The organism is Alteromonas sp. V450 (assembly GCF_001885075.1).
In the GTDB taxonomy this organism is placed as follows: Bacteria; Pseudomonadota; Gammaproteobacteria; order Enterobacterales; family Alteromonadaceae; genus Alteromonas.
In genome coordinates this window covers 2,850,721-2,865,983 of record NZ_MODU01000004.1, presented here as the reverse complement: position 1 = coordinate 2,865,983, position 15,263 = coordinate 2,850,721, and the positions used below count along the sequence as shown (strand labels likewise).

The following is a 15,263-nucleotide window of genomic DNA, read 5'->3' as shown; positions in this document are numbered from 1 at the left end:
TCTTCACATAGACATAAATTGTTCTAATACTTGTGTCAAATCGTGGTTAGAAAAGGGTTTTTGCAGCGTCGCGTCCGCGCCAATTTCCAACGCGCGCTCTAAGCTAGTGTCATCGAGTGCAGAAATAACGACAATTTTTAGGTTTTTATATTTATTTTGCTGCCGTGTGAAGTCGATAACACTATAACCGTCCATACCGGGCATGCTTAAGTCGAGTGTCATCACCTTGGGTTCATATTGGCTAAGCATTATACCAGCTTGAAACCCACCAGTAGCGATAAATGAATCATAACCAGCCCTTCGCGCCACGCGTTGAATAGACTTTGCAACGGGCATTTCATCGTCAACTATCAGTATAGACGGCGTTGCCGTTCCTTTCAGAACATCAGGAATTGGCATGTCATGACGCTCTAAGAACTCAATAAAATCCTCAACCAATACACGGTTGTTGCCACGCCCAGGTAACTTAAAGCCTTTTAGCTTTCCACTTTCTATCCAGCGTATTACTGTTCTTAAATTAACGTCGCAATATGTTGCGATCTCGCCCGATGTGAGAGTTTTCATAGCAAACCCTTGAAGAAAAATTAAACAAAGTATAGCTTGCTAATAAATAATGGACAAAGTAGACAAAAGGATGAAATGTGACATTTGCGACAGGTATCTTAATGCCGATGACGCGAACGAGTAACTAAAGCAATGCCACTCATCACAACAAGAGATGATCTACCTCTAAAGCGTAAAAGTAAAACAAGCCTGAGTCAAAACCACAACTGCGCTTGCTTTTACCGGCTAAAGCCCCATCATTATTCTATTGTTTGTTAAGAGTGAAAAAGATTATGACAACCCCTGCAATTGAAATGGTAGATGGTCTACCAATTTTTTCTGCTATTGAACCTGCCTCTATTAAGCCTGCAATTGAAAAAGCCATTGCGGCGTGCAAAAGCGAAATAGAAGAGGTCGTGGCGTCGAAAGATTACTCTTACAAAAATCTAGTGCTGCGCCTTGAAGAGGTCGATGATCGTTTAAGCAAAATGTTCTCGCCGGTGTCTCATATGAATAGCGTGGTGAGCAGCGATGAATTGCGTGAAGCCCACGATGCGTGTTTGCCACTATTATCTGAATACGGAACATGGGTAGGCCAGCATGAAGGCCTTTACAATGCTTATGCCTCTCTCAAAGCGTCGGACGAATTTGCCACGTTAAGCGAAGAGCAACAGAAAGTGATTGAAAACGCGGTTCGCGATTTTACCTTGTCAGGTGTAGCGCTTCCCGTAGAGCAAAAGAAGCGTTTTGCAGAGATTCAGGCAAAGCTTAGCGAGCTATCATCAACCTTTTCCAACAATGTCATGGACGCCACCATGGGCTGGACTAAACACATTACCGATGAAGCTGAACTTGCCGGTATGCCAGAATCAGCCCTTGAAGCGGCGGCACAAGCTGCGCACCAAAAAGACTTGCAGGGCTGGTTGTTTACGTTAGACATTCCGTCTTATTTACCTGTAATGCTTTACGCGGATAATCGCGAACTTCGCGAAGAAATGTATCGTGCCTATGCCACAAAAGCGTCTGATCAAGGTCCAAATGCGGGTAAGTGGGACAACACCGACATTATTAAAGAAACGCTAATGCTGCGTACTGAACTGGCTGAATTGCTTGGCTTTTCAAGTTATGCAGAGCGTTCCCTGGCGACCAAAATGGCAGACTCTACCGATCAGGTTATCGGGTTCTTACGTGATTTGGCGGCGAAGTCTAAGCCTCAGGCAGAAAAAGAGCTTGAAGAAGTAAAAACGTACGCAAAAGATAAGCACGGTGTTACTGAGCTAGCGGCATGGGATTTACCGTATTACAGCGAGAAGCTGAAGCAGGAAAAGTACACAATTTCTGATGAAATGCTGCGTCCTTATTTCCCTGAAGATAAAGTGTTGTCTGGCCTGTTTGAGGTGGTGCACCGTTTGTATGGCTTAAAGATTATCGAGCAGCCTGGTATCGACACTTGGCATAAGGATGTGCGCTACTTCACCATTACTGACGATGCCGATGTGATGCGCGGCAGTTTTTACCTAGACTTGTACGCACGTGCGAAAAAACGTGGCGGCGCGTGGATGGATGAATGTCGAGTTCGTCGTGAAAAAATGGATGGCGAATTACAGCTGCCCGTGGCGTACCTTACCTGTAACTTCAACGCGCCTGTGGGTGATAAGCCTGCGCTATTTACCCACGATGAGGTAGTAACCTTGTTCCATGAGTTTGGCCACGGCATTCACCACATGCTCACGAAGATGCGCGTAGCGGGTGTGTCGGGTATTAACGGTGTACCGTGGGATGCGGTTGAATTGCCAAGCCAGTTTTTAGAAAACTGGTGCTGGGAAGAAGACGCACTTAACTTTATCTCTGGTCACTATGAAACCGGTGAACCACTCCCTGCTGATTTACTTGACCGTATGCTTGCTGCACGGGATTACCAGTCTGCGATGCAGATGGTACGCCAGCTTGAATTTAGTCTTTTTGATTTCTTACTGCATAGCGAAAAAGGCAGTGTGGTAGATGTACAGGGCACATTAGATAAAGTGCGTAAAGAAGTGGCGGTAGTTATTCCCCCATCGTTTAACCGTTTCCAAAACGGCTTTGGTCACATATTCGCTGGTGGCTATGCAGCGGGCTACTACAGCTACAAGTGGGCTGAGGTACTTTCTGCCGACGCGTACAGCAAGTTTGAGGAAGATGGCATCTTTAATCGCGACACGGGCAAAGCGTTCTTAGAGAACATTTTAGAAATGGGCGGCAGTAAGCCTCCTATGGACTTGTTTATAGCCTTTAGAGGGCGCGAGCCGCAAGTTGACGCTTTGCTTCGCCACAGCGGTATAAAAGGCTAAGCATTCATGAAGGAGCCTAAGGTAGAGTCTTTTCAATCTATTTACCGGCGAGCGTGCGAACGCAAAGGCGGTGAAAAGGTGCTTGAAGCTATGCTCCAAGCACCGCTTTCTAAAGCACAGATTGAAGCCATTTCTGACGATCGCTTTCTAGCGGCGATGACCAAAAAGGTGTTTCAGTCGGGTTTTGTGTGGCGAGTCATCGAGCAAAAGTGGCCCGATTTTGAGACCGTATTTTTCGGTTTCGACATAGATAAAGTGTTGCTGATGCCCGATGAAATGCTAGAGCAGAAAGCGTCAGACAAGCGCATTGTTCGAAATTATAAAAAAGTGATGACAGTGCGCGACAACGCCATGATGATCAAAGACGTGGCGCTTGAACACGGTAGCTTTGGTAGGTTCGTAGCGGGCTTTGAAAAAGGCAATATCACCGAACTTTGGGCGTTTTTGAAAAAACGCGGTGCGCGATTAGGTGGCAACACCGGCCCTTACATGCTTCGAGCACTAGGCATAGATACGTTTTTATTCTCTCGTGACGTGGAAGATTACTTGCGCAAGAATGACATTGTTGACGGTGGATTAACCTCGAAAAAGTCTCTGTCGGCGGCCAATGCAGCGTTTGCTCAATGGCATAAGGAAAGCGGTCGTTCCTTGCAAGAGATAAGCGCCATCGTTGCCTTCAGCTGGGGTACGAATAACAGGGTAGTCTAAAGCAAGTTCTAAACTGGTGAGCCTGTACCTTACAGGCTCTGCTTTTTGACTGGGCAGGAGCCTAAGTTACATCAGCAGAGAGGCAGGCATAAAGCTTTTGCTTGAGCACACAATCCTATACACTTCGGCATTAATAAAAATATTCAAATTACAGGACTGTCATGAGCGACAATCAAACTCCCGCTACGCAAGCAGACTCTGCAATCGACAATGCTACCGAGCATACAACGCACTTTGGTTTTAAACAGGTGGATAAAGGGCAAAAAGCCTCTTTAGTTGCTAATGTTTTTGACTCTGTTGCAGCAAAGTACGACGTAATGAACGACCTTATGTCGATGGGAGTGCATCGTTTATGGAAGCGTTTCACAATAGACTGCAGCGGTGTTCGCGCTGGCAACAAAGTATTGGATATTGCCGGTGGTACTGGTGATCTAACCGCTAAGTTTTCTCGCTTGGTAGGCCCAACAGGGCGCGTAACCCTTGCCGATATCAATTTGTCTATGCTGAAAGTTGGCCGTGACAAGCTTCGCGACCGAGGCTTGGTAAGCAACATCGATTATGTGCAAGCTGACGCAGAAGCATTGCCTTTCCCCGACAACCATTTTGATGTCGTGACTATGGCATTCGGCCTTCGAAACGTGACAGAAAAGCAAAACGCACTTAATTCTATTTTTCGCGTGTTAAAACCAGGCGGCCGTTTACTGGTTTTAGAATTTTCTAAGCCTACGTCAGAGCAGCTCAGCAAACTATACGATATGTACTCGTTTCACATCTTGCCAAAAATGGGGCAACTGGTGGCGAACGATGCAGAAAGCTACCAATACCTAGCAGAAAGCATTCGCATGCACCCTGATCAAGAAACTTTGAAGGGGATGTTTGAGCAGGCGGGCTTTGAGCAATGCGATTATCAAAACCTGACTGGCGGTATTGTAGCGCTGCACAGAGGTTATAAGTTTTAATGCCTACTTCTGCGCTGGTAACCGCAACGGCCGAATCGGTTTTTAACAAGTTGCTGTCTTTAGACGAAGACAGCGAAACAAGGCTAAAAGCGCTTGCTGGCGCTAGGCTTACCGCTTTTATCTCGCCGCTTCCCTATGGGATCACGCTGTCGTTTTCTGACCGAGTCGATGTGCTTAGCGAACAAGGCTCGTTTGAAGATGCTGTCGCGGCCCTTGGGCCAAAAGACTGTTGTATTAAAACGTCGCTACAAACCTTGCCAGAGTTAAAAGAAACCAGCCAGTTGACTCGCCTTATTCAGCAAAAAGCCCTCTTTTTAGAAGGAGAGCTAAATGTTGCTCAGCAAGTCAGCGCCTTGTTTCAGCAGCTCGACATCGACATTGAAGAGTTACTGGCACAAAAGACGAATGATGTTATTGCCCATCAAACCGTGAAAATGGTGAAAAACGCGCATGAGAAATCGATGTCAGCACTCGCGTCCATAGCGAAAGTATTCGGCAACGCTGTAATAGAGGAAAAACAGCTAGCTGCACACAAGCTGGCGGTTATGCACTTTAGCGACGAAGTAAATGCGCTTCGCGATCGAGCAGAAAATGCTGATGCGAGACTGCGCCGCTTAGAAGAAACACTTAAAGAAAATTGAGAGAAACAGGCTCATAAATGCGTATTGTTAGGTTATACCGAATTAACAAGGTATTGTTGGAACACGGCTTAGACGAACTTATTCCAGCAAAGTGGTTACCCTGGTATGCGCGGGCTATGCGCCATACCATTTTCTGGGTGCGGAACAAGCACAAGGGCAAGTCAGCCGGCGAGCGTATTACCCTTGCACTACAAAACCTGGGGCCTGTTTTTATTAAGTTCGGACAGATGCTCTCTACCCGCCGCGACTTGCTTCCCCCTGCCATTGCAAACGAACTGGCCCGTTTACAAGACAAAGTTCCGCCGTTTTCGTCAGACGCAGCACAAGGCATTATCAAGCAAGCGTTGGGGCTTTCTGATTTAAGCGATTTATTCAGCGAATTTGAAAAAGCGCCGCTAGCGTCAGCGTCTATTGCTCAAGTTCATGCCGCAAAACTAAAACACAACAACGAAGACGTTGTGGTAAAGGTACTGCGTCCCGACATTCGCGATACCATTGTGGCGGATATGGAGCTGCTATTTAGCTTGGCTAATGTGCTTCAACGTTGGCTTCCGGATGGTAAACGGCTGCGCCCTGTTGAAGTGGTTGTGGAATACCGAAAGACCATAGTGGATGAACTCGATCTGCTGCGTGAGTCTGCAAATGGTATCCAGCTAGGTCGTAACTTTGAGGGCTCAGACGCCTTGTACGTACCTAAAATTTACAGTGACTATTGTCGCAGTAATGTATTGGTAATGGAGCGTATTTATGGTTTGCCAATTTCGAATATCGACGCTTTACTTACCCAAAATACCAACATGAAAAAACTGGCTGAGCGCGGTGTTGAAGTATTCTTCACTCAGGTATTTCGCGACAGTTTTTTCCATGCAGACATGCACCCGGGCAATATTTTTGTATCAACCGAACACCCTGAAAATCCAAAATATATCGCCATCGATTTTGGTATTGTGGGTACACTCAATCGCGAAGATAAGCGCTATTTGGCGGAAAATTTTATCGCCTTTTTTAATCGCGACTACCGCAAAGTTGCACAGCTTCATGCCGATTCAGGCTGGGTGCCGCAAGATACTAATATTGATGAGTTCGAAATGGCCATTCGTACGGTCTGCGAGCCTATTTTCCAAAAGCCACTAGCAGAAATATCCTTTGGTAACGTGCTGCTGCAGCTATTTAATACAGCACGACGCTTCAATATGGTGGTACAACCCCAGCTCGTACTTCTGCAGAAAACGCTGTTGTATATCGAAGGCTTAGGGCGTCAGCTGTATCCTCAGCTTGATTTATGGAAGACCGCTAAGCCGTTTCTTGAAAACTGGATGAAAGAGCAGATTGGCTTCACTGCCATGATAGGAAAAGTAAAAGACAATTTACCCTTTTGGTCGGAAAAGCTTCCCGAAATGCCAGACCTGCTTTACGACGGTTTACAGCAGATGAAACGTCAACCACTTCAGCAGCAACGAGCGCACTTGGCTATACTTCAGGAGCAAAAGAAAACAACTCAGACCACTCATCTGAGTGTAGTTGGAGCGACCTTTGTGTTAATGACTGCGATACTGCCAATGTATGAACTATCATGGTATTTCCCAACATTTTCCGGCCTGATCGGCGCGATTTGTTGGTATGCGGCGTGGAGAAAAGGGCTTTGATTTTTGTTACGCTACGGTGAAATATTTATGAAATCCGTAGTTTATCAATTAATTTGTATATTAATCGTCCCGAAGAGTGTTATAGTGGCTGTGGCTTTAAGCCAAAGTCTTTAAATAGACGCGATTTTGTATTATTTGCTATATGTTAAACCACTCGAGTTACCCGGTAATTTGTTGTAAGTTGTTTGTCCATTCGTAAGTAAGACCCAATACTCCGCCAATTTAAAGACTCTAAAGAACTTTGTTACACGCGCTTATGCGCAATTTAATACGATATTTGAGGTCTATACGACATGTCTAAAGTTACAGGCACAGTTAAGTGGTTCAACGCTGATAAAGGTTACGGTTTCCTAACTCAAGATAACGGCGGTAAGGACGTATTCGTTCATTTCCGTGCGATCATCTCTGACGGTTACAAAACGCTTCCAGAAGGTCAGCGAGTAGAATTTGAAGTTGAAGAAGGTCAAAAAGGTCTTCAAGCTGCTAACGTGCAAGCTATCTAAGAATTCAAAAACGGCGGTCATTTGACCGCCGTTTTTCTTTCTATTGTCTACAACTACCCGCTCTACTTGTCTGTGTTTTATACACATATATTTCTCCTCCTATCCGTTTGTTACCCTATTGCGATGTCATGGCATTTAGTGCTTTACTCTTAACATCGACTGATATGAATACGTCTTCAGGGAGTGCTATTTACGCATGACATTAACTATTCGAACTCTATTGACTACTGCACTATTTTTTCTGTGTTCAAACCTAATTTTTGCGGCTCAAGTAAATGATCAAGGTGTTCTGGCGAAGGTACTAAATACCGAAATCCGTATGACAGATATTATGCCCAGCGATGAAGAGCGTAAAAACTTAAAGCAGCAAGCGAAAGATAATTACACGGATATGCTTAATTACGTAGCCCGTGTAAATGCGTCTAACAGAATCTATGAACTTGTATTAGAAGACTACGCAAAGCAAAAGGGCATTACTGTAAATCAAGCACTAGTAGGCAAGTTTATTGAGAAGTTTGAAGATCAGGTTTCAAGTAAAACTGCAACGAAACCCATTGAAGAGATAGCGACCAAGCAAGTTATACAATTTCAAACGGAAAAAGCGATGTATGAAGAGTTTGGAGGCCGTGTTATCTTCCGCCAGTCTAACCCTCAAATGCCGATTGACGCTTATAATAAAGTGTTATCTCGTTATCGCGACGCCGGCAATCTGACTATATTAGATGAAGACTTACGCGATGCTTTTTGGGATGCATTTACACCTCCCTTTCAATACGAAATTGCACCGGAAAATGTAGATTTTAACCAGCCTTGGTGGCTTTAGGCCATAGTGTTAGCTAGCAGAACTAAAAGCGCTTTTAAATCGCAACGCTAAAAGTAAGTGACCTAACGCAATTTCCCGAAAACGTAATATATTAAAAAAGGGTAGCAGTTCACTATGCGTAGTGAAAAAACAAACGGCATAGACACAATAGATAAAGCCATTTTGGCCATGCTACAGAATAACGCTGACACGCCTGTCGCGGAAATTGCCGAGCAAGTCGGGCTTACGGTTACACCTTGCTGGCGCCGAATTCAAAAGCTAGAAGAAAAGGGCGTGATTTCTAAGCGTGTGGCATTATTGCAAGGAAAACAGCTGGGCCTTGCGATGACAGTATTCGTTCAGGTGAAAGCTGGAAGACACGATGGGAAGTGGTTGGCAAACTTTGCCAAACACGCGGCGTCATTTGATGAGGTTGTTGAATGTTATCGTATGTCAGGGGAATACGATTACTTGTTAAAAGTACTCGTCACCGATATGGATTGCTTTGATCACTTCTATAAGCGATTGGTTAACGGTATAGAATTTTCGGACGTCACGTCTAGTTTTGCGATGGAGCAGATAAAGTACACAACCTCTGTTCCGCTTAATCATATGTAAAAAAAATGGGGCCGGTTTGACGGGCCCCATATAAATTAATGATTTTGGTCTTCAACGTGCTGGTCGGCGAATATCTTGGATTTCTTTTTGATTTTACATCCTAAGATACGCTGCGCATTTTTACGGCCGATATAGTGAGCGACTGTGTAGGGGTGCGCGCGCTTGAAGAACCGTGAGAACGAATGGAATACATTTTCCATGGTATTGGCTCCTTCTACTAAAAATTGCCCCAAATAAAATATAGTAATATTACAGTTTGATGTCAACAAAATATTTAACGGTAAGTAACGTTTAAATTTTGATCACACTTTAAGGGTAGACTAGCGAACGCTAAACGTCCTCTACTCATTGGTATACATTGTTCGAGGAAAAGGATCATACTTTGATCGCAGGTTTTCAGATCGAGTTCGTGGATTGGGGATACTGGTCGCCGCAAATGCCCCAAGCACAGGAAAGACGTCGGGAACCGCAAGAAACTCGCAATGTATAGCATCTAGTATAGCGCTGAATAGAAAGTGAACACCATTGAATTTCAATGATGTTCACTATTGTTTCAAGTAATTGAGATCTGCTGCGATCCCATCGACGAAGGCTAGTAGTAAGAAAGCTTCTCTGATTTACCGGAGAATATCTTATATACCATGGCCGTATAAGCCAAAATAATAGGTACAACAATAACTACGCCAACGAGCAAGAAGCGTAGAGAACTTGCATCACTAAGCGCATCCATCACCGTCATCTGTCCAGGGATGATAAACGGATAGTAGCTTATGCCAAATGCGGTGAAACAAAGTAAAAATACTAGAAGGGCAATAAGGAACGGAAGCCATTCGCCTTTCCCTTGTGCATCAGGCAGTTTTTTAAGCAACACACCACATAGTGCTAAGAGCGCAAAACACGCTACTGGAATAGCAAAAAGCACATAGCCCCAAGGCGCAGATAACCATAAGTCTCGCACGTCATCATGTAGGGTTAGGTTTGCGATACTTACCGCGACAATCCCTACAGCTAGCACTCCCAAACCTCTTCTGGCCCAGTAGTACGCTTTTTGTTGAAGCTCACCTTCGCCTTTAAGTATTAACCAGCACGAACCTATAAACGCATAGGCTGCCGTAACACCAAATGCTGCGAGTAGTGCAAAGCCCTGCGCCCAAATATCTGTGCGAAGTCCCGTCACATAGATACCCAGCATGTAACCTTGCGCCAAGGTAGTCAAAAGCGAACCGTACTTAAATACCAAATCCCACTTACGCTTTTTCACCTGTACAACCTTGGCACGAAAGTCGAACGCGACGCCCCGCAGAATAAGCCCTAGCAACATGAAGGTTGCAGGCAAGTACAAGGTTTGTAAAAACTCACTATGAGCTTCAGGGAAAGCAATGAGCAGTAGACCTATGGCGAGCACAAGCCACGTCTCATTAGCGTCCCAGTAAGGCCCTATGGAGGCTATCATGTCATCGCGAAACGCTTCTGTTCTTGGCGGAATAAGTACACCTACACCCAAGTCGTACCCATCTAAAATGGCGTACAACAATACAGATAGACCAAGTAAGCCTACATAAATATTGCCGAGCATTTCTGCTGATACGTTTTCAAACATGTTTGCTCTCCTTAAACCGTGCTTGGGTCTGGATCAGTAGGTTGCATTTTTGCCTTTGCAACTTCCCGCTCTTCTGTCGTTATCTCTTCAATTTCAACTGCTCTTCTGCACATCAACATAAGTGTTCCCATATATGCAATTAGAAGCACCGTATAGATAACAAGGTAGAGCGTGAACGACAGAGCAATATTGGCCGGTGGCAATTGAGTAACGGCATCAGCGGTTCTTAATACGCCGCTTACCAAATAGGGCTGACGGCCTATTTCCGTTACGTACCAGCCTGCTAGCGTTGCAATCCAGCCACTAAATGCCATGCCTGCAAACGTGCGTTTAAGCCAAACAGGGAAGTCTTTGCTTCGTATAAGATAGAGACTGCCAAGCCACGACACAGCAAGCATTAACATGCCCATTCCTACCATAACCCTAAAACCGAAGAAAACAGGTGCGACGGGCGGATGCTCTCCTTCAAACTCATTTAACCCTTTAATCTCCCCCTTAAGCTCGTGAGTAAGAATTAAACTTGCACCATAAGGGATAGGAATTTCAAAATGATTTTCTTTGCTTTCTTCGTCAGGAATTGCAAAAAGCAACAAAGGTGCGCCTTCAGTGGTTTCCCAAAGTCCTTCCATTGCCGCTACTTTCTGAGGCTGATGCTCAAGGCTATTTAGACCATGCATGTCGCCGGCAAAAATTTGCAAAGGAATTAACACTGCCGCCGTATAGGTGGCTGTTTTTAAAGCGAGTTTGGGCGCTAGCTTGTCGTCGCCTTTCAGCATGCGGTAGGCCGAAAGCCCAGCTATCAGGAAGCTGGCTGTCAGTCCAGACGCTAACATCATATGTACAAAGCGGTAAGGGAAAGATGGGTTAAAGATAATTTCTTTCCAGTTTGTGGCATACACCACACCGTCGACCACTTCAAAGCCCTGTGGGGTTTGCATCCAGCTATTTAAGGCTAATATCCAGAACGCTGAGGTTGTGGTACCAAGCGCAACAATAAGGGTTGAAGCCGTATGCAGCCAGTTAGGTACTCGACGTATGCCAAATAGCATGATGCCTAAAAATGTGGCCTCTAAAAAGAAGGCGGTGAGTACCTCGTAGCCGAGCAGAGGCCCTGCTACATTACCTACTTTTTCCATAAAGCCAGGCCAGTTGGTGCCAAATTGGAATGACATGGTGACGCCGCTTACCACACCTAACGCGAAGCTTAGGGCAAAGACTCGCACCCAAAAGCGATACATACGCATCCACACAGGGTGGCCTGAAGTATTAGAGCGCAGCTTAAAATAAAATAGAAACCAGCCCATCGCCATGGTTATGGTTGGAAACAAAATATGAAAACTAATATTTAACGCAAATTGTAAACGAGACAGCAAGAATGCATCCACAGAAGGCCCCCTTAGTTAACGCTGTTTTTCCCCGGAAGTAGCTTGTCCTTAAGCTCAAGCATACGGCCCACGCCAGAACCCAACTTCATCAACGTGTTTAACTTTTCAGGCCCAAGATTTTGAAGCTCTTCAGACCATGCCGTAATTGATTCGAGTAAATCGTGAATTTCGTTCAGTTTATGTTGTGCATTTGCCTCTTTTTCGTTAGCGGGCGCATCGAGTAATAAGTCACGTAAAAGGCTCATAGTTGGGTCTATTTCCCTCTTTCTGCGCTCTTCAAATACTCTGTTTGCTAGCGTCCAAATATCACCAGCAGGAATAAAAAACTCTTTTCTCTCACCAGGAACATGGTGCTGTTTAACAAGGCGCCATGACTGAAGTTCTTTCAGCCCCATGCTGGTGTTTCCTCGCGAAATATTAAGTGCATCGGCAATTTCTTGCGCTGAGATAGGCTCATCATTGAGTACGATTACGGCTAGAATCTGCCCAACTGTCCTATTGAAGCCCCAGCGGCTTCCCATTTCGCCAAAATGCATAACTGCGGATGTAATCAAGGGCGTCATTTTCATTATATTTTTCCAGAAGTTTCAGAAATTACTGAAAGTTTATACCAAAAGATTGCGCTAGATCAAGATTACTAACAAAAGTGTAAGAAAATCGACGAGTCAAAAGCATTTGTTTAAGCTGAAAAAAATCACCTTAAAATTCATCGTGTTGTTGTCAAAAAATCATAGAAAATAGTGTTTTAGAATCTAATTGTGGTAATGTAAAAAGCATTTAACGTAATTTTCCCTTACGGTAGAAATCATGAACGGAATACACAACGCATCGCTTCAAAACTGTGAGGATGAAGCAATTCACTTAATTGAAAGTGTGCAGAGCTTTGGTTACGTTATAGCGATAGACCCGACAACCAAAATTATCCACGTTGTTAGCGAAAATATCGGTGAGTTGTTTAAAGTAAAAGTGGTGCCTGGCGAAACCTTAGTTACTGCGTTAATTGATATTCCGGCTCCTGATGGGCACACATTTGACACGATACATGCCGCTGTTCAAGGTGGAGAAACGCGCCACGCTTACCAGTGGAAGTTTGCTGAAAATGCACTGTGGTTAGACAACTGGGATAAAGAAGGCAGCGGTGTCGTTTTTGATTCCAATGGGTTGTTGGTCATCGAGTTAGAGCCAACGCCGCAACTAAGTTATGAAGCCGCCCAGCAATGGGTTCCGATGGACGTTGACATTAGAGCCTTGTTGCCTGATGTCGATAGTTGTCATGACATTCAAGACGTTGCTGATGCTATTGCCGAGGTATTTCGGCGCTACATTGGTTTCGATTCGGTCATGGTTTATCAATTTGACAAAACCTATTGCGGAGAAGTCATTGGTGAGTCAACGGAGCCTGCCGCACGTTCATTTAAAGGGCTTAAATTTCCTGCTTCAGATATCCCATCACAAGCAAGAGCGCTTTACTTAAAAAATAGAGTACGATGCGTTTACGATGTAGAAGAAACGCCTATAGGGTTACAACCTTATTTGCAGAGTGATAACAGACCTCCACTTGATTTGTCTATGTCGATGGTGCGCTCGGTGTCGCCTATTCATATTAGGTATTTAAAAAATATGGGAGTGCGTTCATCGTTTTCGGTTTCACTAGTCTTTGAAGGTAAACTCTGGGGATTGCTTGCGTGCCACAATAGTGCACCATTGTATATCGACCAGAAAAAGCGTTTAGTGTGTGAGTCGCTTGGTCATCTCTACGCATGGCAACTGCATACAAAAGCACTGCATAGGAAGAAAGAACAGTTTCAAATACGACAGCGAAAGCTTAATAATATTGTCCACAAACTTACTACATTTTCTAACCCGTTAGAGGCGATTGGAGAAAAAGAGCAGGATTTATTAGATGTGGCTGAATCGTGTGGTCTGGCGGTGATAACCCCTACCGGAAATTATTTAGTAGGTAAAACGCCATCCGAGCCAACGTTGGTAAAGCTCTTAGAAAGATTTGCTGTATCTCAGTCAGAGCAATCGATTTCGATAAATCGGCTAGGTGATGAGGTATCTGAAAACTGTAATCTCAACGGTATTCGCGGTATGTATATTTCGTGTGTATCAGCAAAGTTAGGCTATTACACGGTATGGTTCAGAGAACAGAAAGATAAGACTATTCGCTGGGCGGGACGAGAAGCTGCGAGTAAAGACGTTGGCAGGTCACTGACACCGAGAAATTCATTCGATATGTATTTGCAAAGCGTGGCAGATGAATCAGTCGAATGGACGGATGACGACCAGCTGATAATAGAAGGCTTTGATCATCTCTTTATCCCTTACGCTTTAAGTTTAAAGGCATCGCTAGATAAGCAGATTAGCAAATTGGAAGAGCTCGATAAGGCAAAAGACCAATTTCTTGCCAGTATTTCACATGAGTTACGCTCCCCGTTAAACTCCATTGTAGGTTGGACGGACTTGGCGCTTATGGATGTTGCTAACGTCGATCGCATGACCGACGCCCTAGGCGTGATAAAACGTGCAGCGTCTACCCAAGCAGCGCTTATTAACGATATTCTAGACCTATCGCGCATCATCTCAGGTACGATGAAACTAAGTACGCACTCTTTAAAGATTGCTGATTGTATTAAAGAAGTCGCCAAATCATTTGAAGCAGGGTTTGCAGGAAAAAACATTCAACTCACTATTCATTGTGAAGATGAGCATACTCAAATTTTAGGTGACAGTTTACGGATAAAGCAAGTTATCAACAATTTGCTTAGCAACGCGCTTAAATTCACTGCAAAAAGCGGTACGGTCCACATTCGCGGAAAAAGAGAGCACTCGAATTATCTATTCCGAATTAAAGATAACGGCAAAGGCATGACAAAAGAGCAACAGTCGCATGTTTTTGAACGTTTCTACCAAGGCAAAAATGAGCACAATCGTCACGGTTTAGGGCTTGGATTATCGATCGTTAAAAGTTTAATAGAGATGCACGGTGGAGAAATCAATGTTGAAAGTGACGGCCCAAACACGGGTACGACTTTCTTTGTCTCTTTGCCAATAGCCCCGTTAAATTTGCACGACGACGTCATTGAATCAAAGCATTCTCAAATCAGTGATTTAACCGAGTCTCTAAGATTAAGTGGATTGCGCATGTTGGTGGCAGAAGATGAGCGAGATGCTAGAGACTTTATTAAGCTATTTTTAGAGTCAAATGGTGCAAGGGTCAATGTGGTGAAAAATGGCTTATTGGCCTGGAAAGAGCTGAATGATATGCCTGATGCTTTCGATTTACTCTTATCCGATATTGGCATGCCAGAACTCGACGGACTCGGCTTAATGCTAAAAGTTCGCGCTAGCGAAATTCCAGAAATCTCGTCTTTAAACGCAGTAGCATTAACGGCGTATGCTTATACATCTGATAGAGTAAAAGCATTAAAGGCAGGTTTTAACAACTACGTTTCTAAACCTGTCGATGGAGAAGAGCTTCTTACCATCTTAGAAATGTACATGCCCAATAAAAACTAACGTTGA

At 44.4% G+C, this 15,263-nt stretch carries 13 protein-coding genes; 9 read left to right on the top strand and 4 right to left on the bottom strand.

Annotated elements, in window-relative coordinates; translation table 11 throughout:
- Positions 1-3 precede the first annotated feature (3 nt).
- On the bottom strand, positions 4-564 hold the full coding sequence (locus tag BK026_RS12475; protein WP_071816122.1) for a response regulator: 561 nt from the start codon (positions 562-564) through the stop codon (positions 4-6).
- Between the two features lie 272 nt (positions 565-836).
- On the opposite strand from BK026_RS12475, the gene prlC reads away from it, so the two are divergent.
- From prlC to BK026_RS12435, 8 genes are all read left to right on the top strand, one after another.
- Positions 837-2,873 (top strand): oligopeptidase A, encoded by a 2,037-nt coding sequence (gene prlC / locus BK026_RS12470; RefSeq protein WP_071816121.1) that lies wholly within the window; start codon positions 837-839, stop codon positions 2,871-2,873.
- Positions 2,874-2,879: 6 nt separating this feature from the next.
- Positions 2,880-3,581, top strand: coding sequence for a DNA-3-methyladenine glycosylase I (locus BK026_RS12465; protein ID WP_071816120.1), 702 nt, complete (start codon positions 2,880-2,882; stop codon positions 3,579-3,581).
- Positions 3,582-3,742: 161 nt separating this feature from the next.
- Complete coding sequence (gene ubiE, locus BK026_RS12460) at positions 3,743-4,540, top strand: bifunctional demethylmenaquinone methyltransferase/2-methoxy-6-polyprenyl-1,4-benzoquinol methylase UbiE (protein ID WP_014950941.1); 798 nt, start codon at positions 3,743-3,745, stop codon at positions 4,538-4,540.
- Positions 4,540-5,181 (top strand): SCP2 domain-containing protein, encoded by a 642-nt coding sequence (locus tag BK026_RS12455; RefSeq protein ID WP_071816119.1) that lies wholly within the window; start codon positions 4,540-4,542, stop codon positions 5,179-5,181. The genes ubiE and BK026_RS12455 overlap by 1 nt, the downstream gene beginning before the upstream one ends.
- Before the next feature lie 17 nt (positions 5,182-5,198).
- The gene (ubiB, locus tag BK026_RS12450) at positions 5,199-6,827 is read left to right on the top strand and encodes a ubiquinone biosynthesis regulatory protein kinase UbiB (RefSeq protein ID WP_071816118.1); all 1,629 of its coding nucleotides are present in this window, start codon (positions 5,199-5,201) and stop codon (positions 6,825-6,827) included.
- 293 nt (positions 6,828-7,120) lie between these two features.
- Positions 7,121-7,330, top strand: a complete 210-nt coding sequence (locus BK026_RS12445; RefSeq protein WP_012519905.1) for a cold-shock protein — start codon at positions 7,121-7,123, stop codon at positions 7,328-7,330.
- 196 nt (positions 7,331-7,526) lie between these two features.
- Entirely contained in the window at positions 7,527-8,153 is a 627-nt protein-coding gene (locus BK026_RS12440) for a hypothetical protein (protein WP_071816117.1), read from the top strand.
- A gap of 114 nt (positions 8,154-8,267) precedes the next feature.
- The gene (locus BK026_RS12435) at positions 8,268-8,750 is read left to right on the top strand and encodes an Lrp/AsnC family transcriptional regulator (RefSeq protein WP_083575083.1); all 483 of its coding nucleotides are present in this window, start codon (positions 8,268-8,270) and stop codon (positions 8,748-8,750) included.
- A gap of 592 nt (positions 8,751-9,342) precedes the next feature.
- On the opposite strand, the gene BK026_RS12430 is transcribed toward BK026_RS12435, so the two are convergent.
- Genes BK026_RS12430 through BK026_RS12420 form a run of 3 tightly spaced genes read right to left on the bottom strand, consistent with a single transcriptional unit; the run spans position 9,343 to position 12,304 of the window.
- Positions 9,343-10,350 carry a cytochrome d ubiquinol oxidase subunit II gene (locus BK026_RS12430; RefSeq protein WP_071816116.1) on the bottom strand — a complete coding sequence of 336 codons (1,008 nt, stop codon included), beginning with the start codon at positions 10,348-10,350 and terminating at the stop codon, positions 9,343-9,345.
- 11 nt (positions 10,351-10,361) lie between these two features.
- Positions 10,362-11,735 (bottom strand): cytochrome ubiquinol oxidase subunit I, encoded by a 1,374-nt coding sequence (locus BK026_RS12425; protein ID WP_071816115.1) that lies wholly within the window; start codon positions 11,733-11,735, stop codon positions 10,362-10,364.
- Positions 11,736-11,746: 11 nt separating this feature from the next.
- A complete protein-coding gene (locus BK026_RS12420) occupies positions 11,747-12,304 on the bottom strand; it encodes a GbsR/MarR family transcriptional regulator (RefSeq protein WP_071816114.1) in 558 nt (185 codons plus the stop codon).
- A gap of 238 nt (positions 12,305-12,542) precedes the next feature.
- Here BK026_RS12420 and BK026_RS12415 point away from each other — a divergent pair, with 238 nt between their 5' ends.
- Positions 12,543-15,257: an ATP-binding protein gene (locus BK026_RS12415; RefSeq protein WP_071816113.1), complete on the top strand. Its 2,715-nt coding sequence runs from the start codon at positions 12,543-12,545 to the stop codon at positions 15,255-15,257.
- The last annotated feature ends 6 nt before the right edge of the window (positions 15,258-15,263 follow it).

What these genes read in the sequence shown, in the direction of transcription:
- BK026_RS12475 (WP_071816122.1), bottom strand. Translation starts at nt 564, where the DNA reads ATGAAAACTCTCACATCGGGCGAGATCGCAACATATTGCGACGTTAAT.
- prlC (WP_071816121.1), top strand. Translation starts at nt 837, where the DNA reads ATGACAACCCCTGCAATTGAAATGGTAGATGGTCTACCAATTTTTTCT.
- BK026_RS12465 (WP_071816120.1), top strand. Translation starts at nt 2,880, where the DNA reads ATGAAGGAGCCTAAGGTAGAGTCTTTTCAATCTATTTACCGGCGAGCG.
- ubiE (WP_014950941.1), top strand. Translation starts at nt 3,743, where the DNA reads ATGAGCGACAATCAAACTCCCGCTACGCAAGCAGACTCTGCAATCGAC.
- BK026_RS12455 (WP_071816119.1), top strand. Translation starts at nt 4,540, where the DNA reads ATGCCTACTTCTGCGCTGGTAACCGCAACGGCCGAATCGGTTTTTAAC.
- ubiB (WP_071816118.1), top strand. Translation starts at nt 5,199, where the DNA reads ATGCGTATTGTTAGGTTATACCGAATTAACAAGGTATTGTTGGAACAC.
- BK026_RS12445 (WP_012519905.1), top strand. Translation starts at nt 7,121, where the DNA reads ATGTCTAAAGTTACAGGCACAGTTAAGTGGTTCAACGCTGATAAAGGT.
- BK026_RS12440 (WP_071816117.1), top strand. Translation starts at nt 7,527, where the DNA reads ATGACATTAACTATTCGAACTCTATTGACTACTGCACTATTTTTTCTG.
- BK026_RS12435 (WP_083575083.1), top strand. Translation starts at nt 8,268, where the DNA reads ATGCGTAGTGAAAAAACAAACGGCATAGACACAATAGATAAAGCCATT.
- BK026_RS12430 (WP_071816116.1), bottom strand. Translation starts at nt 10,350, where the DNA reads ATGTTTGAAAACGTATCAGCAGAAATGCTCGGCAATATTTATGTAGGC.
- BK026_RS12420 (WP_071816114.1), bottom strand. Translation starts at nt 12,304, where the DNA reads ATGAAAATGACGCCCTTGATTACATCCGCAGTTATGCATTTTGGCGAA.
- BK026_RS12415 (WP_071816113.1), top strand. Translation starts at nt 12,543, where the DNA reads ATGAACGGAATACACAACGCATCGCTTCAAAACTGTGAGGATGAAGCA.